The organism is Rhodothermus marinus (genome assembly GCF_009936275.1).
GTDB classification, from domain to species: Bacteria; Bacteroidota; Rhodothermia; order Rhodothermales; family Rhodothermaceae; genus Rhodothermus; species Rhodothermus marinus_A.
Window position 1 is genome coordinate 1,454,818 of record NZ_AP019797.1, and the last position, 24,588, is coordinate 1,479,405.

Below are 24,588 nucleotides of genomic sequence, written 5' to 3' on the forward strand. Positions count from 1 at the left end.
AAGCATAGAAAAAGCGCTCCCGGTCCGTGTTAAACCTCTGTTTAAGAATTTCTGAGATTCTATAAGATCGCCGCCCTTGTGCGAAACTTCAAGCAGAAAGCGGAACTGACAATCGCCGCCCGGCTCTAAACCCGAAGTCGCCAAACAGCAGAAGGTGAGGTCATGACGCCCCGGCAGTTTCTGAAGCACTACCAGTACGATGAGCGGCTGGTCCGCGGAGATTATTTTCCATCGGCCCCGCTTGCAGTCAATCCCGGCGAAACGGTCGGAGTAGTATTGCTCAATCTGGGTGGCCCTGAGCGTGTGGAGGATGTGGAGCCCTTCCTCTACAACCTGTTCATGGACCCGGCCATCATCGACATCCCGCTGAAGGGCATTGCCCGTCACTGGCTCTGCCGCCTGATCGCCCGGCTGCGTGCAAAGAAGGTGGGCAAAGACTACGAGATGATCGGGGGCGGCTCGCCGCTGAACCGGCTGACGCGGGAGCAGGCGCAGGCGCTGGAACGGTTGCTGAACCGACGCTTCGGGCAGCCGGCGGGGGTGCATTTCCGCACCTACATTGCCATGCGCTACTGGCATCCGTTCAGCGAGGAGGCGGCCGCGCAGATGCAGGCCGAAGGGGTGGACAAGGTGGTGCTGCTTCCGCTCTATCCACAGTATTCCAAGACGACCACCGGCTCGTCGCTGCTCTACTGGTGGACGCTGGAGCAGGTGGGCGAAATTCCGCGCTGGCCTACGACCTACGTCTACGAGTACGCGGCGCATCCCAAGTACATTCAGGCGATCAGCGAGCGGATCGACGAGGCGCTGCAGCGCTTTCCGAAGAACGTGCGCTCCGAGGTGCATCTGGTCTTCAGTGCGCACGGCACGCCGCTCATTGAAATGAAGGAGCGGCGCGATCCCTACTGCTGCCTGATCCACTCCACAGTGGACCGGGTAATGGCCTACCGGAAGCACGACCTGCCCTACCACGTGTCGTTCCAGAGCAAGGTGGGGCCAGGTGAGTGGCTGACGCCGAGCACGCCCGACAAGCTGGCCGAGCTGGCGCAGCAGGGCGTGCGGGCCGTGCTGATGGTGCCGGTGGCGTTCGTGACCGACCATATTGAAACCTCCTTCGAACTGGACATCGAAGTGCGGGAAGAGGCCGAGCAGTTCGGCATTACCCATTACGAAGTGATGCCGGCACTGAACTGCCACCCGCTGTTCATCGAGGCGCTGGCCGAGGTGACCGTGGCGCAGCTCCGGCTGCCGGTGCCGTCCGCAACGGTCGGTGCGTCGGGAGACGGGGCGCCGGCGACGACGCCTTACCCGATTCGTCCGCTTGACGAACTGCCCCGCTACCATCCGCGCGTGCGTAAGACGCGTTGCCACCAGTGCGAGCACATCACCGAGGCGCGGTGCTGGATTCCCTCAGAGTGCGAGCCGGCGCCTGAGAACGCCGAAAGCACGGCACCGCCGAAGCCTTCCGTTCATTCCAAACGGCCTGCCTCGTAAGGAGCGATGCAGCTGTCGCGAAGCCGGGCGCTTTTCGAACGGGCGCAACGCGTAATCCCGGGCGGCGTCAATTCGCCGGTCCGTGCCTTCGGCAGCGTGGGCGGCACCCCGCCGTTCATCGCACGGGCGCAGGGCGCTTACATTGAAGACGTCGACGGCAACCGCTACATCGACTACGTCGGATCTTGGGGGCCGATGCTCTTCGGGCACGCCGATCCCGACGTGGTGCGGGCCATCCAGGAAGCGGCCACGCGTTCCCCTTCGTTTGGAGCACCTACCGAACTGGAAGTGCGCGTGGCCGAGCTTATCTGTGAGCTGGTGCCGTCGATCGAAATGGTGCGGCTGGTCAACTCGGGCACCGAGGCGACCATGAGCGCCGTGCGTCTGGCCCGCGCTTACACCGGGCGTCCCAAGATCATCAAGTTCGAGGGACACTACCACGGGCACGCCGACTTTTTCCTGATTGCGGCCGGAAGTGGGGCGCTCACCTACGGCCAGCCCAACTCGCCGGGTGTGACGCCGGGTACGGCACAGGACACGCTGCTGGCCCGCTTCAACGACCTGCAGCACGTCGAACAGCTGGTGGAAGCCAACGCCGGTGAGGTGGCCGCCATCATTCTGGAGCCGGTGGCCGGCAACATGGGCTGCGTGCCGCCGGAGCCGGGCTTTCTGGAAGGATTGCGGGCGCTCTGCGACCGCCACGGCATGCTGCTCATCTTCGACGAGGTGATGACAGGCTTCCGTGTGGCGCGCGGTGGGGCACAGGAACGCTACGGCGTGCTGCCCGATCTGACCACCCTCGGCAAGGTGATCGGCGGCGGGCTTCCGGTGGGGGCCTACGGCGGACGGCGCGAGATCATGGAGTACGTCGCGCCGAAAGGGCCTGTCTATCAGGCCGGCACGCTCTCGGGCAATCCGCTGGCCATGGCGGCCGGCTATGCCGTGCTCCGGAAGATTGCCGACACGCCGGATCTGTACGAGCGCCTGGAGCGCTTCGGGGCTGCGCTGGAGGAGGGCATTCGTGAAAACCTGAAAGGACTGGGGTTGGACCTGTACTTCACGCGCGTGGGCGCCATGGCCACGCTGTTCTTCACATCGGAACGCGTCGTGGATTACGAAACGGCCCGCCGCTGCGACACCCGGCGCTTCGCCCGCTACTTCCACGCCATGCTGGAAGAGGGCATCTACCTGCCGCCGTCTCAGTTCGAGGCGTTCTTCTTCTCGACGGCCCACGGCGAGCGCGAGCTGGAACAGACGCTCAGCGCCCAGCGCCGGGCGCTTGCGCGCGCTTTCGCCGACGACGGCGACGACGCGGCGTAGGCGCCTCGCCGTCGGTCGAAGGCTCTACGAAGCGCAGATCGATCTGACGCGTGGCCGGATCGGCCCGTACGACGACCACCTCGACCACGTCGCCCGGCCGGTACCGTTTGCCGGAGTAGATGCCACGTAGCGTATAGCGCCGCTCGTCGTACTCGTAGTAGTCGTCGCCCATGTCGCGCACGTGCACCAGCCCTTCGACGAGCACGTCTTCGAGCTCGACGAACACGCCGAAATTCGTCACGCTGCTGACCACGCCCCGGAAGCGCTCGCCCACGTGCTGCTGCATGTACTGCACCTGCTTGAAGCGAACCGAGTCGCGCTCGGCCTCTTCGGCCGCTCGCTCGCGCTCGGAGCAGTGCCGGCAGAGAGCCTCCAGTTCGTCGGCGTCGACGGTCGGGGCTTTTTCCGCCTTCTTCAGGTATTGCTTGAGCAGTCGATGGACCATCAGGTCCGGATAACGTCGGATGGGGCTGGTGAAATGCGTGTAGAAATCGAACGCCAGCCCATAATGGCCGATGTTCTGCGTCGAATAGCGGGCCTTGGCCATGGCCCGCAGTGCCGCTTCTTCGATGACCGGCTCTTCGGGCGTACCCTTCACGTGCTGGAGCAGCTCGTTGAGCGCTTTCGAGGAGACGGTGCCGTCTTCGGTCAGCTCCAGATGATAGCCGAAGACGCGCACGTACTGGGCCAGCTGGCGGATTTTCTCGGCGTCGGGCCGGTCGTGAATGCGGTAGACGAAAGGCGGCGCTTCGGCGCGCTTGCCGATCGTTTCGGCCACGAGCCGATTGGCCAGCAGCATGAATTCCTCGATGAGCTGATGGGCCGCCAGCCGCTCTTTGCGGTAGATACGGATCGGGTTACCGGCCTCGTCCAGCTCAACCTTTACTTCAGGTAGGTCGAAATCGATGGCCCCGGCTTCCATGCGGGCCCGGCGGAGCTTCTGAGCCAGCTCATGGGCCAGGCGTACCGGCTCGGCCAGCGGATGATCGGCGCCGTCGATGATGGCCTGGGCTTCCTCGTAGGTGAAGCGCTGACGCGAGTGAATGACGGTCTCGCGGATCTGGTAGCGCACGACGCGGGCCGAGGGCGTCAGCTCCATGAGCACCGAATAGGTCAGCTTGTCCTCGCCCGGCCGCAGCGAACAAACCTGATTGGAGAGTTTTTCGGGAAGCATGGGAATCACGCGGTCCACGAGGTAGACGCTCGTGCCGCGCTGATAGGCTTCTTCGTCGAGGGCGGAGCCGGGCCGGACGTAGTAGCTGACGTCTGCAATATGGACGCCGACTTCGATGTGGCCGTTGGGCAGGCGCCGCAGGTGCAGCGCATCGTCGAAGTCCTTGGCGTCGGAGGGGTCGATCGTAAAGACCTCGCGGTCGCGCAGGTCCAGCCGGCGACGGTATTCACGCTCGGGAATAGCGTCCGGGATGCGCTCGGCTTCTTTGAGCACAGCCTCGGGGAAGCCGGTGCGCACGTCCTTGCTGAGCGCCAGCGCCAGCACCTGCACGCGTGGATCGCTGGCCGGACCAAGCACTTCGAGCACGCGTCCCTCGGGCGAGGCCTTGGGATCGTCGAAGCGGTCGATGGAGACCACCACCTTGTCGCCGGCGCGGGCGCCGTTGAAGGCCTCGCGGGGCACGTAGATGTCGCGTGTCAGGCGTGGATCGTCGGGCACCACAAACGCATAGGCGCCGCGCGGGTAGAAGGTCCCGACGGCCTGCTTGCGGCGGCGTTCCAGTACTTTGAGCACTTCGCCTTCCCGACGGCGGTCGCCTCGGGCCGGAGCGGCCAGTCCCACCAGCACGCGGTCGCCGTCGAGCGCCGTGCCCATATGCGCTTCGCTGATGTAGATGTCTTCGTCTTCCTGGCCTTCGATCTCCACAAAGCCGTAGCCCTGTGGATGCACGCGCAGGATGCCCTCCACGCGATAGGGCCGGCGCTCGTAGGTGTAGCGACCCCCCTTGACGCGGGCGACCAGGTGCTGATGCTCCAGTTCGGAGAGGACCTCCCAGAAGCGCTGATAGGCCTCGTAGTCGCGTAGATCTAAAAGCTTGGCCAGTTCTTTCGGACGATACGCCTTATGCGCATTGTTGCGCAAAATCGAGAGGATGGCCCGCCGGATCTGCGGACGAGTAGGCAGGCGTTTTTTTCGGGAGGTTTTCGCTTTTTTCTGCGCGGATTTTTTACGGCGTGCCAAGGATGCTCGCAGGGGTCGGTTTTCAGGATTAGCGATGCTGTTCAACGTCGGCCTGCTCCGAGTTGTTGCCGGCCCGAGTCAGCGGCGGCGTTTCCGGGAGCGTGCGATCCGGAATCAGCCAGCCGAAGAGCCGATCCAGCAAACGCCGCCAGGTGGGAAATTCGGTCTGGTAGGAAAGACCGGCGCCTGTGACGCTGGTCAGCGTGTAGTCGTTGAGCACGTCATCCTCGCGCCGGTAGAAGACCTGCACGGACACGCTGGGGGTCAGCCGGATCTCGACGACAAACTCGCCCAGCAGATTCTGCTGGCCCTCGGCGGTGCTTTCGCCACGGTAGACGCCCTGGCCCCGGATGATCAGACGCTCGTTCAGCAGCCGAAGGGCGATGCCGTAGGTGACGTCCAGACGCTGGGTCCCCTCGCCCTGCACGCCCAGCAGCAGGTCCACGTTGGGTAGCACCTGGCTCAGGTAGCGGTTGAGCTGGCTGGCGATGAGTTGCGAGAGGCTGTTGAAGGCAAGCTGGTTGCCTGACGAGGTGAGCGTTTCGGGGGTGGTGCGTTCGGTAGTGAGCAAGAAAGAGTTGGTGAGCAACACGCTCGTGGCGTACTCGGCAGCCCGTTCGGGCTGGTTGAGCAGCGCTTCGAGCCCTTCGTAGCCGGCCAGCGGCTCGTTGATGGAGCGGTCGATGGCCAGACGCAGGCTGACCTGTGGGGCCTCGACGCGACCGGTAATGTGCATCTGCACGACAAGCGGAATCAGGCCGGTGCCCTGACCCAGCGTGCCCGGAAGGCCGGCCCGTGAGGCCCGCGTGCGATAGGCTGCTTGCAGGTCGAGCCGGGCATTGATGGGATCGCCGTCCCAGGTGATCGTGCCGCCTTCGATCAGAAACCGCCGGACGAAAATCTCACCGGCTGTGAACAGGTAGTCGCCTTCCGTCACGTCCAGTTGCCCGAAGGTCTGGAAGGTGCCTTCCTGACGAATGATCTGCAGACGGCCGCTCCCGCGCGCGTTGATCACATCACCCAGCAGCGGGTCGATCACCAGCCGAACCGTGGTGCCCTGCGGTGCCAGCAGGTTCAGGTCCAGATCCAGCCCGTCCAGGAAGGACCGTTCGCCCGGTGGGCGCCGGGCCAGCAGGTTGGGGCGACGCGTCGGACGCTCCGGGATGCGGCCGGTCGAGTCGGCGAAGACGATGAACGCCTCGTCCGCCTCGGTGCCGCTTTCGGCCAGTGGAATGTAGATTTCGCTTTCCGGAAGCACCTCGGCATCAGCCGTCTGCAGCAGCGCTCCGTAGAGTGGGCCGCTGAGTGAAAACGTCCCACGGCCCCAGATCTTTCCGTAAAACGGCAAATCGCGGCTGTAGGTGACGTTCATGACCTGCAGTCCATTCAGACGGGCGGTCAGGTCAAAGGAAAAGAAGCGATACTCGTTGAAGAAGATGCGGCCGTCGACGCGGGCCTGGCCGCCGGTCGGATCCTGCAGGCGCATGGCTTCCAGCAGAAAACCTGCTTCGTCCACCGACACCGGTCCTTCGATCCGGTAGTGCAGGTTGAATCGGGGAATGTCGAAGGCGCCTGCATTAAGCTGCATGGCGGCGTTGAAGATCGGTCGTCGAAACGTGCCCGTGATGCGGCCCTGGCCGGCAAAGTAACCCTGCACGTTGGCGATCAGGTCGGGGAAGATATAGGTGAAGAAGAAGGCATCGGCGTGGGTGGTCTCCAGGCGCAGGTCGAGCCGGCCGGCGTCGTCGGACGAAGGCAGCCGGACCGTTCCAGACAGGTGCAGCCGATTGGCGGCGTCGATGGTGGTATCCGGATCGAGCCGGACATCCAGCGCCACCTGTGGGGAGCCCGGCACGTAATGACTGACCAGACGCAGCGTGCCCAGCGGGTGCCGGTCGTAGCGAAGGCGATCGATGTGCAGAAATCCGGCAAGTTGGGGCGTTCCGAAAGTGCCGACCAGACTGAGCCGGCCTTCCAGTTGGCCGCTGAGCCTGCGGGCGCGACCCAGTGCCCGGGTGAGTTCTTCCAGGGCAATGCTGCGTAGTGTTACGTAAGCCGTATCGGTTACCTGAGCGGAGAGCATGCCCTTCAGTTCGATTTCGCCGGCGATCGAGTCGGCTGCGGGCCGATTGCGCAGGAGCAGCGAATGCAGTACGGCGGCATCGGCATACAGGTCGATGCGGGCCGGCTGCGTCAGCTGCCAGCGATAGTCCCGGACCTGCCAGTAGAATTCCTGCAGCGTCAGGCGATTGAAGCGATCCAGTAGGTCCAGCGTGGCGGTCAGCCGCAGCGTCTCGCCGGTCGTATCGGGGCGGCTGCTCAGGCTGAGTTGGGCACCTTCCGGCAGAAAGTAGCCTACCAGACGGATCTGTCGGAGCTGCTGCAGCCGGGCGCTCTGCCATTCGAACAGGCCCACCAGCGAGCGGTCGATCTGGCGCCCGGTGGCCAGCTGCAGCCGTCCCTGCACATCTTCCTGGTGCAGCGCGCCTATCCCGAGCGTATCGGCCTGCCACTCCAGCGCAAGTTGAAGCGTGTCGGCTCCGGCCCGCGTCCAGAGCGTAGCCGTCAGGTCGGTCCGAATCGCCGGAAGGCCAGCCAGCGGCTGTAGCCAGTCGAGCCGACGCACCTGCAGGCGTCCCTGAAGGACTGCAAGCTGTGGGCGCAGAGCCGGCGGGGAGAGTTCGAGAGGGCGTGGCGGTCGGTAGAAGGGTTTTTCGGTCTGACGATGGATCGCTGCGGCGAATGCCTGTTGCCAGTAGCGCACGAGCGGCGCAAGCCGGTCGGGGGTCAGGTGGCCGCGCAGCTCTGCTTCGAGCAGGTCTCCGGTGATCTGGAGCCGATGCTGCAACGAATCGGCCGGCGTCAGGGTCAGGCGCGCCGAAGCAGGGGCAAGTTGCCAGGAATGATCGGCACGTCGCGCATAGGAGGAGTCGAGTCGCAGGTGGGCGGTGGCCGTCAGCTCGGGCCAGGTTGCCCCGGCACCTTCCAGCGAAAAGGTGGCGTCGATGCGGGTCTGGAGCGTGTCGGGCTGAAGGTAAGGCCCCAGATCGAAGCGGCGGGCCACGGCGCGCAGCCAGAAGCGGGCGCTGTCGGGATCGGACCGGTAGAAAGCGGTGGCTGTCAGGTTACCGTCCTGCTGAGGAAGCGAGAACGTGGCCCAGAAGCGAGGCCCGCTTCGCTGGAGGGTGAAAAGTAGCGAGTCGCCCGTGCCGCCGAATGGCCGGGGATCCAGGCGAAGATGCAGGTCGAACTGGCGGGGGCCCTGACCGTGCACTTCGGCGAGGCCGTTGAGCAGGATGGACGGCGGACCACCTTTCCACAACCGGGCAGGTTGCACGTTGCGCAGTTGCAGGTGGGCCTCGTAGGCCGGTGCGTCTCCGGAAGCCTTTCGTACGAGCCGAAACGGCCCTTCCAGCGTGCCGGGCAGACCGCGCAGACGCACGCTTCCTTCCAACCGGCGAAGCGTCGGGCCTGAAGTCAGGCGCATCAGGCCGCGTGCCTCCGCGCGAAGGGCCAGCGGAGTGCGGGTCTGCAGGGAGGCGGGAAGCGGAAGCGTCGGCCAGAGCCGGACCAGCCCGGCCGTTTGCAGGCCGGTGCCGGTCGCAAGCAGGTCGAAATCCAGCGAGTCGGGCAGCCCCAGCAGCGTGCCTTCCAGGTGCAGGCGTCCGGCAGTAGCGGCCAGCTCCAGCTGCTCCAGCACCAGCCCGTTGACCGTGCCATGCACCCGCCCGGCAATTGTGACGGGCTGGTGCAACGAGAGGCCGGGCAGCAGGCGGCGGAGTTCGGCAAAGTCGAGCGTGCCGGTTTCCAGCTCGAGCTGCAGGGCCGATTCGGCAAACGGCGTGCGTGGAATGAACTGGCCACTGAGCGCCACCAGGGTGTTGCCCAGCGCCAGTTCCAGCCGGGGCAGATGCCACCGGCCCTCCTGGTAGAAAAGCTGACCGGATAGATGGCGCAGGCGCTGGTCGGGATGGGAAAGATGCGCGTCGAGCCGGAGCAGATCGAGCAGCAGCCGGTCTGGATGGTATTCCAGCGTGGCCTGCAGCGTCAGACTGTCCAGGCGGGTTTGCGTAAAGTCGAAGAGTTGCCCTCGGCGTACCGGCTCAGGCGGCGGGCCCGTGCGGTCTGTCTCGATGGATCCATTATGCAGATAAAGGTCGGCAATGACCAGCCCCCAGCGGGCTTCAGAAGGCGCAGCGCTCGTGTCGCGCCATTGGGCAAAATTCCATTGACCGTTCTCATAGCGCAGGAAAAGTCGGGGATGGAACAGCTCCACGCGCCGGAAGGCCAGCGTATGGCTGAGGAGCATTCGCCAGGAAGGGCGCAGCGCTACCGAATCGACGTCCAGCAGCAACCGGCCATCCGGCGTGTAGAGTCGGACGCGCGTAGCGTACAGGCCGCGCACCAGGTCTCCGTCCAGGCGCTCGATCCGAAGCTGTCCGCCCAGATGCGCCCGGAAGGCCGCTTCCAGTTGGGCGCGCACGAAGTCGCGTCCGGCGCGCGTGCGCGTTAGTGCTACAAAGAGCACCAGGCCGACGGCCAGCACACCGGCCGCCAGTATTAGCAATCGGCGGGCAATATGTCCGAGCGCACGTACGGGCAAGGCGGGCAGGGGGGTCAGGAAGTTATAGCCGCGCGGTGGCTTTCCAGCACGAACTGCCAGGCGTCCCGCAATTCGGCTTCGGTTACATCGTCGGCCAGGTAGGCTTCGCCTACGCGGCGCAGCAACACGAAGCGCAAGCGCCCGGCCAGGGCTTTTTTGTCCACCTCCATGGCCTCGCGCAGCGCCTCGAAATCGAGCGTGTCGGGCGATCCGGGCACCGGCAGGCGTTGCAGCAGCGTGCGGATGCGGTCGAGGGGCAGGTCCGGGTGTCTCCGGTGCGAGAGCCAGAGGGCGGCCAGCATGCCCAGCGCCACGGCCTCACCATGCGTGAAGTGTCCGTAGCCGGCCACGCGCTCGATGGCATGGCCGAACGTGTGTCCGAAGTTCAGAATCGCCCGCAGTCCGGCCTCGCGTTCGTCCTGCATGACCACCCGGATTTTGACGGCGACCGCCTGGCCAATCAGCTCCGGCAGTAGCGCCGCGTCGCGCTGCATTACGTCCGCCCAGCGCTTCTCCAGCAGGGCAAACAGCGCCGGATCGCCGATCAGCGCATGCTTGACCACTTCGGCCAGGCCGCTGGTCCACTCGCGTTCGGGCAACGTCTGCAACAGCGACGGGTCGGCAAACACAAGCACCGGCTGGTGGAAGGCGCCGATCAGATTCTTTCCGCGCGCGTGGTTGATGCCGGTCTTGCCACCGATGGCGCTGTCGACCTGGGCGATCAGCGTGGTAGGCACCTGCACGAGTGGCAGCCCGCGCAGCAATGTGGCTGCGGCAAAGCCTGCCAGATCGCCGATCACGCCGCCGCCAAAGGCCAGCATGGGGGTTCGGCGGTCGATGCCCCAGCTCAGCGCCTCGTCATAGATGCGTTCCAGGTAAGGCAGCGCTTTAGTAGGTTCGCCCGGAGGGAGAACCAGCACGTGGGGTGTCCAGCCTGCCGCTTCCAGCGTCGCCTGGAGCGGCTCCAGGTGCAGGTGGGCCACGTGCTCATCGGTCACCAGCAGCAGGCGGCCGCGGCGCAGCCCGACGCGCTCGAGCCACGCCGGAAGCGCCGCCAGCGATTCGATCACGACCGGATAGCGCCGGTCGCCCGGAAGCTCTACGTAATGGACCACGACGACGGTTTTCGGGTTATTCAATGCGTTCCGTTTAAGAAAACCCACCAGCGGGGCGGCTGGTCCCGCAATTTAGCGTAAATGCAGCGCAGTTCGACAGATCGGCCATTTTTTCTTGAAGGGACGGCGCTGGCGCACCGGATCGTGGCGGCCGTGCTGCAACCGGGCGAGGTGGCCGTTGACGCGACCGTGGGCAACGGGCACGATACGCTGTTTCTGGCCCGGCAGGTTGGGCCGCAGGGGCACGTCTATGGCTTCGACATTCAGGAAGAAGCACTGGTGCGGACGCACCGGCGTCTGGAGGAGGCCGGACTGCATGAACGTGTGACGCTGCTGCAAATGGGCCACGAACATATGGCCGAAGCAGTGCCTGCGGCGTGGCACGGGCGCATCGGGGCGGTCATGTTCAACCTGGGCTATCTGCCGGGCGGAAGCGACCGCACCTGCATTACCCGTCCGCAAACCACAGTGCCCGCCCTTGAGGCGGCACTTCGTCTACTTCGCCCCGGCGGTGTGTTGACCGTGGTGGCCTATCGGGGACACCCCGGCGGGGCCGAAGAGTCCGAAGCCGTGCGGCAATGGGCCGAAACGATCGACCCCGACCGCTTCGTGGCCGCCCGTTATGCCTTCTGCAACCGACGCCGACCGGCGCCGGAATTGTTCGTGGTGGTCCGGAGCCCTGCCGGTTAATGCACCACCACCAGCCGGCGTGTCCAGTGCTGCGTGCCGGCTTCGATTCGGAGCAGGTACAGGCCGGCCGGCCAGGTATGTGCATCAATGGACACAGGGTGCGTGCCCGAAGGCAGCAGCCCGTCAAACGGCCGCGCCACTTCCTGCCCCAGCAGGTTGTAGACGCGCACCGAGACCGGCTGCGGCGATGGGAGCGTCAGCGTCAGCATGGCATGCTCGCGGAGCGGATTGGGATAGGGGCCGCGCAGGACTACCATTGGCGCATCCGGAAGCGGCTCGCCCGCCACCGGTCGGAGCGTCGAGACGCTGTAGTAGGCACCGCTGGGGACCTGGGTGAAGACCGGTGGAAAGCCTCCTGAAACAGAAAGCGTGGTGCCGATTTCGGCCTGGATGATTGAAGCCGGGTTTGCCTGCAGCCAGTCTTCGGAAAGCCACATGTAGCTGATGAAGATGTCCAGCGGTTGGCTGAAGCCAGTCACGCCGCTGACGCGCACCGTACGCTTGAGCCGCAGCGTCTCGCGCGAGCCGGCGGGCGTGATCAGCGTCCCGTAGCCGTCCACCGTCCAGAAAATCTGGACCGTAGCGTTTTGCAGTTGGTCCCGGTATTGTTCATAGGTCTGAATAGCCGTACTGTCGCCGGTGATGGCGGCCAGAAACCGGGCGATGACCTCCAGGTTGGTCGCTGGCGACGAGGGCCACTGCCAGCTCGTCTCGTAGGTCAGCGGAAACTTCAGCCAGGGAAACGGCTCGGGCAACAACAGCGTCGAGTCGTCGGCCGCCAGGCCATAGTAGTAGTTGCCGTCGTCCTGAATCAGGCTGCCGTAGATGTAGGCGCCGAGCAACACGGCATGATCCGCCTCGGTGAACACGTCAGCACCCGGCAGGCTGTTCTCATAGGGCAGATAGGGAATCGAGGACGTAACCGGCTCCTGGAAGTTTAAGCCTGTAAAATCCCAGGTTTGCGAAGGGCCACTTTTGTCGATCAGCGCCTGCAGGGCCAGTCGCGTCTGAGCCTGCTCGTCCTGCGTGTCGCCAAAATCGACGTTGTAGGTCGTGCTGCTGTAGGCCTTCCCGATCAGGACCTGGTAATTGTCGGCATTCAACGTGAACGGACTCTGCTGGGCCAGTGATAATTGCACCGCTGCAATGGTAAGCAGCACGCCTGGCAGAACACCGTACCTGTTACGCATGGCTGCTTTGAAGACAGATTGTCGTTATGTTATGTGTAAAAAATACGTCTGAAGGTTCAAATAAAAATGAAGGTTCAAATAAAAAAGAGGATGTGTCTGGTACTCTGGGCCTATTACCGGCATCCGCGCTATCGGCTGGTGCTGGCGGCCAATCGGGACGAGTTCTACGCGCGGCCGTCGGCGCTCGTGCATCGGTGGCCGGAGGCGCCCGACGTGCTGGCCGGTCGCGACCTGGAAGCGGGGGGGACCTGGCTGGGCGTTTCCGAACGGGGGCGCCTGGCGCTGGTGACAAACTACCGGGAGCCGGACCGACGGGCGGTCGGTCGCCGCTCGCGCGGCTGGCTGACGCGTGACTTTCTACGGGGCGGCGAACCGCCCGTGGCCTACCTTGAGCGCGTGCTGGCAGAAGGGCATGCCTACAACGGCTTCAACCTGCTTGTGGGAGATACCGAGACGCTGGCTTACGGCTCGAACCGAAGCGACGGCGTCAGGGTGCTGGCGCCCGGCCTTTACGGCCTGAGCAATCACCTGCTGGGCACGCGCTGGCCTAAAGTAACCCGGGGACTGGCGGCATTCGAGGCGATCCTGCAGGATGAATCAATTGACCCGGAGGCGCTGCTGGCGTTGCTGGCCGACCGCACGCCGGCGCCGGACGAAACGCTGCCACGGACCGGACTGGACTTGGAATGGGAGCGTCGGCTTTCCGCCATCTTTGTCGCGACCCCCGTCTACGGCACGCGCAGCTCGACCGTACTGCTCTGGGACAAAGACGGAACGCTCATGTTCTCCGAACGCACTTATGGGCCGGGCGGCCGTCCGCTCGAAACCCGCACCTACCGGGTGAAATGCCCGGCAGACTGAAGGGTGCTGATGGTTTATAGAAGCAACGGTGGACGCGCACAGGCGCGCCGCCCGTAAATTCCGGTAACGATCAGGTGCAGATCCGGGTATCGGTGAGGACCGTCTTACCTGGCAACCTGTAACGGAGCAAACCATGCGACTCTGCTTGCTGCGTCATGCCGAGGCGCATCCGGCCGCGCCCGGTCAGCCCGACGCCGAGCGGCTGCTCACGGAAGCCGGTCAGCAGGTAGCCCGTCAGATGGGGGAAGCGCTACGGCGTATTCGACTGGCACCGGGCGCCGTTTACACCAGTCCGTACCGCCGCGCCGTGCAGACGGCGCAGGCGGTGGCCGAAGCGCTGGGCGTGCCCGTCGTTGAAGACCGGCTGCTGGCTCCAGGGTGCGGTCCGGCCGAACTGGAAGCGCTCATTCAGGCCTACGCCCCTGGTGAAACCGTACTTGTCGTAGGCCATCAGCCCGACTTCGGCGAGCTGGTGCGCTGGCTGACCGGCGCCGCCATTCGATTGCCCGCCGGAGGCCTGGCCGTCGTCGAGACGCCGGCGCTCCGAGAACGAGCCGGGACGCTGCATGGCCTGTACGATCCGGCCTGGCTGGCGGCTGTTATGACCGGGCAAACCGGTTGACGGAGGTTTCGACGAACCTTGGCCGCCATTTCATGGGGTCTCCTTTCTGTCTTTATTTAGATAAAGTACTATTTAGTCGAAATTGATGCTGTCACCAACAACCAAACCTGCTACCTGCCATGAAAGCCAGCTCGCGTCGTGACTTTCTGAAAGGCCTGGGCGTGGCCGCCGCCGGTGGACTGATCACTTCCTCGGGCCTTTCGCTGGAAGCCGAAGGTCGTGGTCGTTCCGGCCGGATTGTTACGGGACCCATGGGGCGGCGTGTCGAGCGCGTGGCCGCCGATCCCGCCGACATTCCGCCGCCGATCCATCGGGACTGGCCCATCACGCACGACATCACGCTGCGCGTCGAGGAGGTCGTGGCCGAGATCGAACCGGGTGTGACCTTCAACTTCATGACCTATAACGGCCAGATCCCCGGCCCCATGATCCGCGTGCGGCAGGGTGACGTGGTCAACCTGACCATCGAGAATCCGTCGTCGAACCGCATGCCGCACAACGTGGACTTCCATGCCGTTTACGGTCCGGGTGGTGGTGCTGCGCACACGCTGGTGGCGCCCGGCCAGTCGAAGACGATTCGCTTCCGCTGCCTGTATCCGGGCGCGTACGTTTACCACTGCGCTGTGCCCGACATGGACTTCCACATCTCCAGCGGCATGTTCGGGATGATTCTCGTCGAGCCGCCGGAAGGCCTGCCGCCGGTGGACCGGGAGTTCTACCTGGGGCAGCATGAGCTCTACACCGACAAGCAGCCGGGCGAGCCGGGCCATCACAACTTTGACTTCGAGAAGCTCTTCGAAGAAAAACCCACCTACGTACTCTTCAACGGTGCCAAGTACGGCCTGACGGCCGATCGCTACGGCGCCATGAAGGCGAAGGTGGGCGAGACGGTCCGGATCTTCCTGGCGGTCGGTGGTCCGAATCTGACGAGCAACTTCCACCCGATCGGCAACGTGCTTTCCTACGTCTGGCGCGAAGGGGCCATCCTGAACAACCCCGAACGGAATGCGCAGACCGTGGCCATCCCGCCGGGCAGCTGCGGCATCTTCCACATGCGGTTGCCGGTGCCCGGCCCGGTCAAGTTCGTCGATCACGCGCTCACGCGTGTGGCGCGCAAGGGCCTGCTGGCCGTGCTGGAGGTGGAAGGTCCCGAGCAGCCGGACATCTACAATCCCAACCCCGCCTGAAACCCTGAACCAAGGAGGAAACAATCATGATGCGTCGTAGCCTGTTGTTGGTGGGCCTGGTGCTCCTGGCACTCCGGGTCCAGGCCGAGCCGGTCAAAGAGATCGTGATCGAGCCGGTCGGCGACGAGCTGAAGTTCAAGGTGACCGAGTTCACGGTCGCGCCGGGCGAGACCGTGCGGCTCATCTTCAAGAACACGGCGAAGGTGATGCCGCACAACGTGGTCGTGCTGAACACCGACAGTCCGAACGTGGTGAACCGGGTGGGCACGGCCGCCATCTCGGACCCGGACTACGTGCCGGACGATCCGGCCATTCTGGCCTACACGAAGGTGGCCCAGCCTGGCGAGACCGTGGAGGTGACCTTCAAGGCGCCGGACAAACCCGGCCGCTACCGTTACGTCTGCACCTTCCCCGGACACTACACCCTGATGCAGGGCGTGATGGTCGTCTCCGGAAAGGCCACCAGCTGATGGGGGAGGTGCACGCCTGAGCGATCAGGCAGGGGCGGACGCCGAGGCGTCCGCCCTTTTTCTTTATACCGGCCACTTCTGGGGGCCGATTTTACGGAAACGCCGGACAGATGCAGGCATATCAGGAATAACCAGGAGCAAAAGGCGCAGGGCCATGGCCGAAACGGTCACGCGCTATCGGTTCACGGTGGAGGAATTTCATCGGATGGGCGAAGCGGGTATCTTTCAGGAAGATGACCGCCTTGAACTGATCGAAGGCGAACTGGTCCGGATGAGTCCCGTCGGAAGCCGTCACGCCGCCTGTGTCAAGCGGCTGGTCGATCTCTTTCTGCCGCTTCAGGCAGGCCGAAAGGTTTTGCTTGGCGTTCAGGATCCCGTGCGTCTGGATGATCGGACGGAGGTGTATCCGGACGTGTCGTTGTTGCGGTGGCAGTCGGACTACTACGCGTCGGGTCATCCGGGTCCGGAGGCGGTGTTGCTGGTGGTGGAGGTGTCGGAGACGTCGCTGGCCTATGATCGGGAGGTGAAGGTGCCACTTTATGCACGGGCGGGTGTGCCGGAGGTGTGGGTGGTGGATGTGGAGGGTCAGGCGTTGTGGGTGCACCGGTTGCCGGAGGGGGAGGCTTACCGGGAGGTCTGGCGACTGGAGGCCGGGGAGGAAGTGGCGCCGGAGGCGTTTCCGGAGCACCGGCTGCGGGTACAGGACATCCTGGGGATTTCCTGAGGGCAGAGCGAAAAACTATGGCGGAGCTGCTGACGCGCTATCGGTTCACGGTGGAGGAGTTTCACCGGATGGGCGAGGTGGGTATCTTTCGGGAGGATGATCGTCTGGAGCTAATCGAAGGCGAGCTGGTCCGGATGAGTCCCGTCGGAAGCCGCCACGCCGCCTGTGTTGCCCGCCTGACGCGGCTCTTTGTGCCGTTGCAGGAGCGGGCCATTGTCTGGGTACAGAATCCCGTGCGTCTGGATGATCGGACGGAGGTGTATCCGGACGTGTCGTTGTTGCGGTGGCGGTCGGACTACTACGCGTCGGGCCATCCGGGTCCGGAGGCGGTGTTGCTGGTGGTGGAGGTATCGGAGACGTCGCTGGCCTATGATCGGGAGGTGAAGGTGCCACTTTATGCACGGGCGGGTGTGCCGGAGGTGTGGGTGGTGGATGTGGAAGGGCAGGTGTTGTGGGTGCACCGGTTGCCGGAGGGGGAGGCTTACCGGGAGGTCTGGCGGCTGGAGCCCGGTGAAGAGGTAGCACCGGAGGCGTTTCCGGCGCATCGGCTGCGGGTACAGGACATCCTGGGGATTTCGTAAAGGCTCATCCGGAGGCGAGCAGGCTTTTCAGCGTGCGGGCGTTCTGCACGGCATGGCCGTCGATATCGTTGTTGAAGTACACGTACACGTCGCGGCCTTCGTCCAGCCAGTAGCGGATGCGGTTGGCCCATTCCCGGAGGGTGGCTTCGTCGTAGCCGCCCGCGTAACGTCCGGTCGTGCCATGGAAGCGCACGTAGACGGCCGGACCGGTCGTCCAGTGCGGCACGTCGAGCCGGGACCAGTCGTGGATGCAGAAGATCAGCTCCTGCTCCAATAGGAAGTTATGGACAGCTTCGGTGAACCAGCTCCGATGGCGAAACTCAAAGACGTGCAGATGTCCCTCGGGGAGCAGCGCGGTGAATGCCTCCAGACGCTCCAGGTCGGCGTGCAGGCCGGGTGGAAGCTGGTAGAGCACCGGCCCGAAGTGTTCCTGCAAGGGCGTCATGGTTTCAAAGAACGTCTGCAGCGGCTCGGTGCAGTCGCGCAGGCGTCGCTGGTGCGTGATCAGGCGACTGGCCTTGACGGCAAAGCGAAAGCCTGGCGGGGCCAGATCGTGCCAGCGCTGCACGGTAGCGGGGCGGGGGAGATGGTAGAACGTGTTGTTAAGTTCGACGGTGTCGAACTCGCGGGCGTAGTAGCTGAACCACTGATTCGAAGGCACCTCTTCCGGATAAAGCACGCCGCGCCAGTGACGATAAGCCCAGCCTGAGGTACCGATCCAGGCGCGTCCGTTCATGGAAAAACGTCGGGTTGGCCGGAACCGACTATAAAACCGGCCGTTGCAGCGTAGTGTTCACCGTATTGTTCCACCGACCGGTGCCCTCTCGTTGGCTGCACGGCATTTCTGCCTGACAGGGCAAGAGGACTTCCGGTCCCAGTACACAGGTTCAGTTATGTCTCAGGGTACCGTCAAGTGGTTCAGCGCCGAAAAAGGCTACGGCTTCATCCAGCAGGATGGCGGGGGCGAAGATGTCTTTGTGCACCGGACGGCTGTGGCCGGGCTGGGCTACGGCGAAGAGCTGCGCAAGGGCGAGCGGCTGAGCTTTGAGATCCGTCGCACGCCCAAAGGACTTCAGGCCGTGAACGTCAAGCGGCTGGACGTGTAAGCGCGCGACGCGTTTGTACTCCCGAAAGGTCCGGCGTTTCTGTGGTGAGCGCCGGACCTTTCTTTTTAACCAACGGAGAGACGGTTGTCTCCGTGTATGCATTGAGGGGATTTCTTGGGCACGCACCCGGCTGTCGTCAGCACGGTGGCATAGCCGCAGCCGCGTGATCAGGAGTGTGCGCCGCCAACATGTGGCGGAAACGACCATGTCTGCACCTTGTGGGTATCAGAGCTCCTGGCACAACCTCAAGACCGCCTTCCAGATGAGCAAGGCGCAGCACAGGCGCAGAAACACCTCATGAATATCGGTGCGGCAACCGAAGTGCGCAGCATGACGATTTCAATACCAGAAAGGTGCGATTAAAACCCCCAGCCTTAACCGTGATGATCGTAGTGGCTGAATCGGGATAGTTATTCAGGATGATAATGATTGATATTGTGGCATAAGTAATTGTAAATGTGGGGATATGTCAGTTCATCCTTTCAGTTTTCCTCGGCCGATTCGGGAGTGGGGGTGGCGAATTCGTCGTAGCTTTCGCGACGGATGGCAATGCCGGCAGCCGAGAGCTTGCCTTCGAGATTTTCGTAGCCGCGGTCGAGGTGGTAGACACGCAGCACGTGCGTTTCGCCTTCGGCCACCAGACCTGCCAGCACCAGCGAGACGCTGCCGCGCAGGTCGGTGCTCATCACATGCGCGCCCTGCAGACGCTGCGGCCCTTCCAGATAAACTGTATTGCCTTCGACCCGGGCCTGCAGCCCCATGCGCATGAGTTCGGGGACGTGCTTGAAGCGATCAGGATAGACTGTATCCCGCACGAAGCCGGCGCCTTCGGCCTGTGAGAGCAGAACGGTCCACTGCGCCTGCAGGTCGGTCGGGAAGCCCGGATAGGGCGCCGTCTCGATGGAAACGGCCTGCAGCCGTTCGGGCACGGTGACGGCCACCGTGTCGCCGTCGAAGGTGAACGCGGCACCGGTCTGGCGGAACGCCTCCAGAAACGCTTCGCCCAGATGAGAGGGCTCGGCGCCGGTCAGGTAGATCGTGTCGCCGGGCGTGCCCGCGATGGCGGCTGCGATCATGAAGGTGCCCAGTTCGATACGATCAGGACAGTTGCGGAACGTGACGGGATGCAGGGCATCGACGCCTTCCACCTCGATCGTGCGTGTGCCGAGTCCTTCGATGCGGGCGCCCATCTGTTGCAGGGCCCGGCCAAAGACGACCACGTCGGGTTCCAGCGCGGCGTTTTCGATGCGGGAGCTGCCGTGGGCCGTGACGGCTCCCAGCAGCAGGTTGACCGTGGCGCCGACGCTGGGCGGCTCGAGCCGAAAACGCCCCCCGCGCAGTCGTCCGCCGGGTGCGCGGGCCACCACGTAGCCCCGGTCCAGCTCGATCTCGGCCCCGAAGGCGCGCAGTCCCTCCAGGTGCAGGTTGACCGGGCGCGGACCCCAGGCGCAACCGCCCGGCAGCGACACGCGCGCCCGTCCGCAGCGGCCCAGCAGCGCGCCCAGCATGTAGAACGACGCCCGCATCTGCTTGACCAGCTCGTAAGGGGCCTCGGGAAAGTCGATGCGCGTGGCATCGATGTGCATGACGTGCGTTTCCGGATCGAACCGCACCGAGGCCCCCGCAATGCGCAGCACGTGGGAGAACGTGGTGATGTCGCGCAGGTGCGGGATGTTTTCCAGCACGGTGACGCCGTCGGCCAGCACGGCCCCGGCCATGAGCATGAGCGCCGTGTTCTTCGAACCGCTGATCGGGATCGTGCCCCGAAGCGGACGGCCGCCTTCGATGACCAGTTTATCCATATTTCCGAAGGTTGTCGGTTCGGTAGCAAAATACAATCGGTGGAATCCGCACGCCAGCGGCCGCGTTCCTTCGAGGCGATGAGGGTTAGAGGAAATACGCGCCATGCAGAAGCCGCAGATTATCTATCTGGACCATGCCGCCACGACGCCGCTCGATCCGCGCGTGCTGGAGGCGATGCGGCCGTATCTGGAGGAGCACTACGGTAACCCGTCGTCGGTACACCAGCTTGGCCGTCGGGCACGCGTGGCCATCGAGGAGAGTCGCGAGCGCATCGCCGCGCTGATCGGCGCCGAGCCGGCCGAGATCGTCTTCACCAGCGGCGGCACCGAGGCCGACAACCTGGCGCTCCGGGGCGTACTGCACGGGACGCGTCGGCACCTGATCACGTCGCTGGCCGAGCACGAGGCCATCCTGCGCACGGCCGAAGCGCTCGAAGAGGAGGGAGCGGCGGTCACTTACCTGCGGCCCGGACCCGACGGGGCCGTCACGGCCGAGCAGGTGGACGAAGCTATCACGGAGAAGACGGGGCTGGTGTCGATCATGCACACGAACAACGAGTTGGGCACCTGTTCGCCCATCCGCGCCATCGCCGAGGTGTGCCACTGCCGGGGCGTGCCGCTGCACTGCGACGCGGTGCAGGCCGTGGGTTTGCTGCCCGTGCGTGTGGACGAGCTGGGCGTCGATCTGCTTTCGGCCTCGGCGCACAAGTTCTACGGTCCCAAGGGGGTGGGCTTTCTGTACGTGCGGCGTGGTGTCGAGCTGCGGCCGCTGCTACACGGGGGCAAGCAGGAGCAGGGGCGACGGGCCGGTACCGAGAACGTGGCCGCCATCGTGGGCATGGCGCGGGCGCTGGAACTGGCCGTCGAAGAGCAGGAAACGCGCCTGGCCTATTTGCGCCAGCTCCGCGAGCGGCTGATCCGGCGACTGGACGAGGCGCTGGGCGATACGTTCGTGCTGAACACACCACGCGATCCGGAGCGGGCCGCGCCGCACATCGTCAACATCGCCTTCCCGCCGCAGAACGGCGAGCCTGTGGACGGCGAAATGCTGCTGCTCAATCTGGATCTGGAGGGCGTGTGCGTCTCGTCCGGTTCGGCCTGTACGAGCGGGGCCGTCGAACCCAGCCACGTGCTGCGGGCCATCGGGCTGCCCCGCGAGACGGCCGGAGCCGCCGTACGCTTTTCGATGGGCTGGAAAAACACCGAGGCGGAAATCGATCGGGCCGTCGAAATTCTGGCGGCTGTAATGGCCCGCCTGGTGGGCGTGCTCCGCTGAAATTTGCAGGTAATGGAAGCAATCTGGTGCGACATTTTGTATTTTAGAAAAAAGCGCTTCTGTTCTAAAACCGACGAATCGCTATGGAAACACTGCATACCCGGGGACGCAAAGTCGTTGAAGAGTTCATCACGCTGGAGCAATTCATCATCGATCAACAGGAGCGCTTCCCGCATTCGACCGGAGCCTTTTCGCGGTTGTTGCGAGACATCAGCGTGGCGGCCAAGATCGTCAACCGCGACATCCGCCGGGCTGGCCTGGTGGACATCTTCGGAACCACCGGTAAGGTCAACATCCACGGCGAAGTACAGCAGAAGCTCGATGCACTGGCCCATGAAGAGTTCGTGCGGGCGCTCAAGCGGGGCGGCGAGTGCTGCCTGATCGGCTCGGAAGAACACGCCGAGGCCATTCCGCTCAGCGCCAACGGCGAGGGGGACGGCCGCTACATCGTGCTGCTCGACCCCCTCGACGGCTCCTCGAACGTGGACGTGAACGTATCGGTTGGGACGATTTTCAGCATCTATCGCCTGCCCGACGAGTACGAGACACCCACACTGGAAGCTGCTCTACAACCGGGCAGCAAGCAGGTTGCGGCCGGCTACATCGTCTACGGCTCGTCCACCATGCTGGTCTACACCACGGGCAACGGGGTCAACGGCTTCACGCTGGACCCGTCGATCGGCGAGTTCATCCTGTCGCATCCGAACATCCGCATTCCGAAGACCGGCTCGATCTACTCGATCAACGAGGGCAACTTCAACTCCTTCGAGGAAGGACTCAAGCGCTTCATCCGCTGGGCGCAGGAAGAAGACAAAGCCACGGGCCGGCCGTTCTCGACGCGCTACATCGGCTCGTTCGTGTCCGACTTTCACCGCAACCTGCTCAAGGGTGGCATCTACATGTACCCGGCCACGAAGAAGAATCCGGAGGGCAAGCTCCGGCTGATGTACGAGGCCAACCCCATGGCCTTCATTGTGGAGCAGGCGGGCGGACGCGCTTCGGACGGCCATCGGCGCATCCTGGACATTGTGCCGGAGAAGCTGCACCAGCGCACGCCGCTGTTCATTGGTAGCGAGGAGCTGGTGCGCACCGTCGAGGAATTCCTGCAGGGCAAACGCTGAACACCTTATGCGCGCCTCCGGTCTGTTTCTTCTCACAGGCATTCTGGTTCTGGTAATGGCTGGATCTGTGCAGGCCCAGTCGGCTCGGCCCCTGCGCATTCTGTGCATCGGGGCGCACCCGGACGACTGCGACGTCAAAATGGGCGGCACGGCGGCGCTCTATGCCGCCATGGGCCACCAGGTGAAGTTCCTCTCGGTCACGAACGGCGACGCCGGGCACTACGCGCAGGGCGGCGGCGTGCTGGCCAATCGTCGCCGGGCCGAGGCCGAAGAGGCCGCCCGGCGGCTGGGCATCGCCGAATACGAAGTGCTCGACAACCACGACGCCGAACTGGTACCCTCGCTGGAGGTCCGCAAGCAGATCATCCGCAAGATTCGCGAGTGGCAGGCCGACCTGGTCTTTGCGCCCCGGCCCAACGACTATCATCCGGACCATCGCTATACCGGCCAGCTCGTGCAGGATGCGGCCTATCTGGTCATGGTGCCCAACGTGGTACCGGATACGCCGCCGCTTGCGCACAATCCGGTCTTCCTTTACCTGAGCGATCGCTTCAAAAAGCCCAATCCGTTTTCGCCCGACATTGCCGTGATCATCGACAGCGTGGTGGAGCGTAAGCTCGACGCGCTTGATGCGCACGTCTCGCAGTTCTACGAATGGCTACCGTGGATCGACGGGCGCCTGGCCGAAGTGCCGGCCGACTCGGCCGCGCGGCGGGAGTGGCTCCGGGCGCAATGGCTCCGGCCGAACATCACCCAGGAGGTGCGTCTGGCCCTGATGCGCTGGTACGATCCGGAGGTGGCCGCTCAGGCGCAGCATGTCGAGGCGTTCGAAATCTGCGAATACGGCCACCAGCCCACCGAGGACGAGATCCGGCTGCTGTTCCCGATGCTGGGGAAGCCGTAGGTCGATCAGGAACCCGGGGCTTCCCGACGCTAGATCGTCTTGTTGGGGATGAACGGGCGCGCCCAGAAGCTCACGCTCAGGATGTAGCCGAACGTCAGGTACAGGAAGCACAGCCCACCCCGCAGGCCCAGCAGGTCGCCCAGCGTCCCGATAATCAGAGGCACCACGGCGCCTCCGGCAATGCCCGTCACCAGAATGCCCGAAAACGCCCCGTGGTGCGCCTCCACCGAGTTCAGCGCAGCGAAAACACCACCGGCCACATCACCGACGCGAACAATCCGATCAGCGGAAACGCCCAGCGGGCCACCGGACCCGGACCAAAGAGCGCGGCCGTCAGGCAAACCAGCGCCGCGAGCGTCAGGCTCAGCCCGAAGTCGTCGATGATCTCGGGAATGAGCGGCCCGATGATGTTCGTCAGAAACGAGATGACGAAGAACGTAAAGAGAATCAGGCCCACCAGGGCGTAGCTGCGCTGTCGCATCGCTCAGTGCACGTCGAAGGGTTCCGAGATGCCGTCGTGGTGGTTGTACTCCAACTCCGAGGCCGCTTCTTCGTCGAGCAGCACGTGCGCGTAGCGGTGCAGTTGCACGATCGTGGCCGGCACCATCGCCGAAATCGGCCCTTCGAGCATCGCCCGCACCGCGCGCGCTTTGGCCCGTCCGCTGGCCAGCAGCAACAGCCGCCGCGCTTCCATGATCGTCCCGATGCCCATCGTGATCGCATGGCGCGGCACCGCCTCTTCGCTCCCGAAAAAGCGCGCGTTGGCCTTAAGCGTGGCCCGCGAGAGCGTCTTGATGCGTGTGCGCGAGCCCAGCGACGAGCCCGGCTCGTTGAAGGCCAGGTGGCCGTTGGGACCGATGCCCAGAATCTGCAGGTCGATGCCGCCTGCGTGCCGGATCTGCTCCTCGTACCAGTCGCAGTGCGCCTCGACGTCGTCGACCATGCCGTTGGGAATGTGGACGTTCGAAGGGTTGATGTTGATGTGTTTGAAGAGGTTTTCCCACATGAAGTAGTGATAGCTCTGGGGATGGGAGGGCGGCAGGCCCACGTATTCGTCGAGGTTGAAGGTGAAGACCTTGGAGAAGTCGAGCTGGCCGCGGCGGCAGCCTTCGACGAGGCGGCGGTAGAGGCCCAGCGGGGTGCTGCCGGTGGCGAAGCCCAGTACGCAGTTGGGTTTGCGGCGGATGAGCGTGGCGACGATCTCGTAGGCACGTTCGCTCAATGCCTCGTAGTCCGGAAAAATCTCGACCAGCATGACCTGACAGCGGGTTGGCTGATGGCAGGTCTCGTAATCTCAGGGAAAAAACGTGAAAAAAACAAGAGGCGAC

Annotated in this window: 22 protein-coding genes; 13 read left to right on the forward strand and 9 right to left on the reverse strand. The window is 64.2% G+C overall.

Annotated elements, in window-relative coordinates; genetic code table 11:
* Window positions 1-162: 162 nt before the first annotated feature.
* Both hemH and hemL read left to right on the forward strand, forming a co-directional pair.
* Window positions 163-1,494 (forward strand): ferrochelatase, encoded by a 1,332-nt coding sequence (gene hemH, locus GYH26_RS06335; RefSeq protein ID WP_161540933.1) that lies wholly within the window; start codon window positions 163-165, stop codon window positions 1,492-1,494.
* A 6-nt stretch (window positions 1,495-1,500) separates the two neighbouring features.
* Window positions 1,501-2,814 (forward strand): glutamate-1-semialdehyde 2,1-aminomutase, encoded by a 1,314-nt coding sequence (gene hemL, locus GYH26_RS06340; RefSeq protein WP_161540934.1) that lies wholly within the window; start codon window positions 1,501-1,503, stop codon window positions 2,812-2,814.
* On the opposite strand, the gene rnr is transcribed toward hemL, so the two are convergent.
* The 3 genes from rnr to aroB are packed head-to-tail and all read right to left on the reverse strand — an operon-like array spanning window position 2,753 to window position 10,750.
* Window positions 2,753-5,008 (reverse strand): ribonuclease R, encoded by a 2,256-nt coding sequence (gene rnr / locus GYH26_RS06345; RefSeq protein WP_161540935.1) that lies wholly within the window; start codon window positions 5,006-5,008, stop codon window positions 2,753-2,755. The genes hemL and rnr overlap by 62 nt on opposite strands.
* Window positions 5,009-5,036: 28 nt before the next feature.
* Window positions 5,037-9,611, reverse strand: a complete 4,575-nt coding sequence (locus GYH26_RS06350) for a translocation/assembly module TamB (RefSeq protein ID WP_161540936.1) — start codon at window positions 9,609-9,611, stop codon at window positions 5,037-5,039.
* A gap of 14 nt (window positions 9,612-9,625) precedes the next feature.
* The gene (gene aroB, locus GYH26_RS06355) at window positions 9,626-10,750 is read right to left on the reverse strand and encodes a 3-dehydroquinate synthase (RefSeq protein ID WP_174238460.1); all 1,125 of its coding nucleotides are present in this window, start codon (window positions 10,748-10,750) and stop codon (window positions 9,626-9,628) included.
* A 57-nt stretch (window positions 10,751-10,807) separates the two neighbouring features.
* Here aroB and GYH26_RS06360 point away from each other — a divergent pair, with 57 nt between their 5' ends.
* Entirely contained in the window at window positions 10,808-11,416 is a 609-nt protein-coding gene (locus GYH26_RS06360) for a tRNA (mnm(5)s(2)U34)-methyltransferase (RefSeq protein ID WP_161540938.1), read from the forward strand.
* On the opposite strand, the gene GYH26_RS06365 is transcribed toward GYH26_RS06360, so the two are convergent.
* Complete coding sequence (locus GYH26_RS06365; RefSeq protein ID WP_242006624.1) at window positions 11,413-12,606, reverse strand: T9SS type A sorting domain-containing protein; 1,194 nt, start codon at window positions 12,604-12,606, stop codon at window positions 11,413-11,415. The two genes, GYH26_RS06360 and GYH26_RS06365, sit on opposite strands and share 4 nt — an antisense overlap.
* Before the next feature lie 90 nt (window positions 12,607-12,696).
* Here GYH26_RS06365 and GYH26_RS06370 point away from each other — a divergent pair, with 90 nt between their 5' ends.
* The 6 genes from GYH26_RS06370 (at window position 12,697) to GYH26_RS06395 (ending at window position 17,051) form a co-directional block, all read left to right on the forward strand.
* Window positions 12,697-13,467: an NRDE family protein gene (locus GYH26_RS06370; protein WP_161540939.1), complete on the forward strand. Its 771-nt coding sequence runs from the start codon at window positions 12,697-12,699 to the stop codon at window positions 13,465-13,467.
* A gap of 133 nt (window positions 13,468-13,600) precedes the next feature.
* Window positions 13,601-14,089 carry a SixA phosphatase family protein gene (locus tag GYH26_RS06375; RefSeq protein WP_161540940.1) on the forward strand — a complete coding sequence of 163 codons (489 nt, stop codon included), beginning with the start codon at window positions 13,601-13,603 and terminating at the stop codon, window positions 14,087-14,089.
* Window positions 14,090-14,208: 119 nt separating this feature from the next.
* On the forward strand, window positions 14,209-15,276 hold the full coding sequence (nirK, locus tag GYH26_RS06380) for a copper-containing nitrite reductase (RefSeq protein ID WP_014067172.1): 1,068 nt from the start codon (window positions 14,209-14,211) through the stop codon (window positions 15,274-15,276).
* Window positions 15,277-15,302: 26 nt separating this feature from the next.
* Window positions 15,303-15,746, forward strand: coding sequence for a plastocyanin/azurin family copper-binding protein (locus GYH26_RS06385; protein ID WP_014067171.1), 444 nt, complete (start codon window positions 15,303-15,305; stop codon window positions 15,744-15,746).
* A 154-nt stretch (window positions 15,747-15,900) separates the two neighbouring features.
* Window positions 15,901-16,470 carry a Uma2 family endonuclease gene (locus GYH26_RS06390; protein WP_161540941.1) on the forward strand — a complete coding sequence of 190 codons (570 nt, stop codon included), beginning with the start codon at window positions 15,901-15,903 and terminating at the stop codon, window positions 16,468-16,470.
* A 17-nt stretch (window positions 16,471-16,487) separates the two neighbouring features.
* On the forward strand, window positions 16,488-17,051 hold the full coding sequence (locus GYH26_RS06395) for a Uma2 family endonuclease (protein WP_161540942.1): 564 nt from the start codon (window positions 16,488-16,490) through the stop codon (window positions 17,049-17,051).
* Between the two features lie 4 nt (window positions 17,052-17,055).
* On the opposite strand, the gene GYH26_RS06400 is transcribed toward GYH26_RS06395, so the two are convergent.
* Window positions 17,056-17,787: a DUF72 domain-containing protein gene (locus GYH26_RS06400; RefSeq protein WP_161540943.1), complete on the reverse strand. Its 732-nt coding sequence runs from the start codon at window positions 17,785-17,787 to the stop codon at window positions 17,056-17,058.
* Between the two features lie 157 nt (window positions 17,788-17,944).
* Here GYH26_RS06400 and GYH26_RS06405 point away from each other — a divergent pair, with 157 nt between their 5' ends.
* A complete protein-coding gene (locus GYH26_RS06405; protein ID WP_012843715.1) occupies window positions 17,945-18,157 on the forward strand; it encodes a cold-shock protein in 213 nt (70 codons plus the stop codon).
* Window positions 18,158-18,639: 482 nt separating this feature from the next.
* Here the strand turns inward: GYH26_RS06405 and murA are convergent, their stop codons facing one another.
* Window positions 18,640-19,959, reverse strand: a complete 1,320-nt coding sequence (murA, locus tag GYH26_RS06410) for a UDP-N-acetylglucosamine 1-carboxyvinyltransferase (RefSeq protein ID WP_161540944.1) — start codon at window positions 19,957-19,959, stop codon at window positions 18,640-18,642.
* A gap of 103 nt (window positions 19,960-20,062) precedes the next feature.
* On the opposite strand from murA, the gene GYH26_RS06415 reads away from it, so the two are divergent.
* From GYH26_RS06415 to GYH26_RS06425, 3 genes are all read left to right on the forward strand, one after another.
* Window positions 20,063-21,235: a cysteine desulfurase family protein gene (locus GYH26_RS06415; protein WP_161540945.1), complete on the forward strand. Its 1,173-nt coding sequence runs from the start codon at window positions 20,063-20,065 to the stop codon at window positions 21,233-21,235.
* Between the two features lie 83 nt (window positions 21,236-21,318).
* Window positions 21,319-22,356 (forward strand): class 1 fructose-bisphosphatase, encoded by a 1,038-nt coding sequence (gene fbp, locus GYH26_RS06420; protein ID WP_161540946.1) that lies wholly within the window; start codon window positions 21,319-21,321, stop codon window positions 22,354-22,356.
* A gap of 7 nt (window positions 22,357-22,363) precedes the next feature.
* Window positions 22,364-23,260 carry a PIG-L deacetylase family protein gene (locus tag GYH26_RS06425; RefSeq protein WP_161540947.1) on the forward strand — a complete coding sequence of 299 codons (897 nt, stop codon included), beginning with the start codon at window positions 22,364-22,366 and terminating at the stop codon, window positions 23,258-23,260.
* 29 nt (window positions 23,261-23,289) lie between these two features.
* Here the strand turns inward: GYH26_RS06425 and GYH26_RS15205 are convergent, their stop codons facing one another.
* From GYH26_RS15205 to nagB, 3 genes are read right to left on the reverse strand one after another with little or no spacing between them, the layout of a single operon-like run.
* The gene (locus tag GYH26_RS15205; protein WP_242006626.1) at window positions 23,290-23,520 is read right to left on the reverse strand and encodes a hypothetical protein; all 231 of its coding nucleotides are present in this window, start codon (window positions 23,518-23,520) and stop codon (window positions 23,290-23,292) included.
* Window positions 23,493-23,741 carry a hypothetical protein gene (locus GYH26_RS15210; RefSeq protein WP_242006627.1) on the reverse strand — a complete coding sequence of 83 codons (249 nt, stop codon included), beginning with the start codon at window positions 23,739-23,741 and terminating at the stop codon, window positions 23,493-23,495. The genes GYH26_RS15205 and GYH26_RS15210 overlap by 28 nt, the downstream gene beginning before the upstream one ends.
* Before the next feature lie 3 nt (window positions 23,742-23,744).
* Entirely contained in the window at window positions 23,745-24,515 is a 771-nt protein-coding gene (gene nagB / locus GYH26_RS06435; RefSeq protein WP_161540948.1) for a glucosamine-6-phosphate deaminase, read from the reverse strand.
* Window positions 24,516-24,588 lie beyond the last annotated feature (73 nt).

Coding starts and splice junctions, on each gene's coding strand:
- hemH (WP_161540933.1), top strand. CDS start 163: ATGACGCCCCGGCAGTTTCTGAAGCACTACCAGTACGATGAGCGGCTG.
- hemL (WP_161540934.1), top strand. CDS start 1,501: ATGCAGCTGTCGCGAAGCCGGGCGCTTTTCGAACGGGCGCAACGCGTA.
- GYH26_RS06360 (WP_161540938.1), top strand. CDS start 10,808: ATGCAGCGCAGTTCGACAGATCGGCCATTTTTTCTTGAAGGGACGGCG.
- GYH26_RS06365 (WP_242006624.1), bottom strand. CDS start 12,606: ATGCGTAACAGGTACGGTGTTCTGCCAGGCGTGCTGCTTACCATTGCA.
- GYH26_RS06370 (WP_161540939.1), top strand. CDS start 12,697: ATGTGTCTGGTACTCTGGGCCTATTACCGGCATCCGCGCTATCGGCTG.
- GYH26_RS06375 (WP_161540940.1), top strand. CDS start 13,601: ATGCGACTCTGCTTGCTGCGTCATGCCGAGGCGCATCCGGCCGCGCCC.
- nirK (WP_014067172.1), top strand. CDS start 14,209: ATGAAAGCCAGCTCGCGTCGTGACTTTCTGAAAGGCCTGGGCGTGGCC.
- GYH26_RS06385 (WP_014067171.1), top strand. CDS start 15,303: ATGATGCGTCGTAGCCTGTTGTTGGTGGGCCTGGTGCTCCTGGCACTC.
- GYH26_RS06390 (WP_161540941.1), top strand. CDS start 15,901: ATGGCCGAAACGGTCACGCGCTATCGGTTCACGGTGGAGGAATTTCAT.
- GYH26_RS06395 (WP_161540942.1), top strand. CDS start 16,488: ATGGCGGAGCTGCTGACGCGCTATCGGTTCACGGTGGAGGAGTTTCAC.
- GYH26_RS06400 (WP_161540943.1), bottom strand. CDS start 17,787: ATGAACGGACGCGCCTGGATCGGTACCTCAGGCTGGGCTTATCGTCAC.
- GYH26_RS06405 (WP_012843715.1), top strand. CDS start 17,945: ATGTCTCAGGGTACCGTCAAGTGGTTCAGCGCCGAAAAAGGCTACGGC.
- murA (WP_161540944.1), bottom strand. CDS start 19,959: ATGGATAAACTGGTCATCGAAGGCGGCCGTCCGCTTCGGGGCACGATC.
- GYH26_RS06415 (WP_161540945.1), top strand. CDS start 20,063: ATGCAGAAGCCGCAGATTATCTATCTGGACCATGCCGCCACGACGCCG.
- fbp (WP_161540946.1), top strand. CDS start 21,319: ATGGAAACACTGCATACCCGGGGACGCAAAGTCGTTGAAGAGTTCATC.
- GYH26_RS06425 (WP_161540947.1), top strand. CDS start 22,364: ATGCGCGCCTCCGGTCTGTTTCTTCTCACAGGCATTCTGGTTCTGGTA.
- GYH26_RS15210 (WP_242006627.1), bottom strand. CDS start 23,741: ATGCGACAGCGCAGCTACGCCCTGGTGGGCCTGATTCTCTTTACGTTC.
- nagB (WP_161540948.1), bottom strand. CDS start 24,515: ATGCTGGTCGAGATTTTTCCGGACTACGAGGCATTGAGCGAACGTGCC.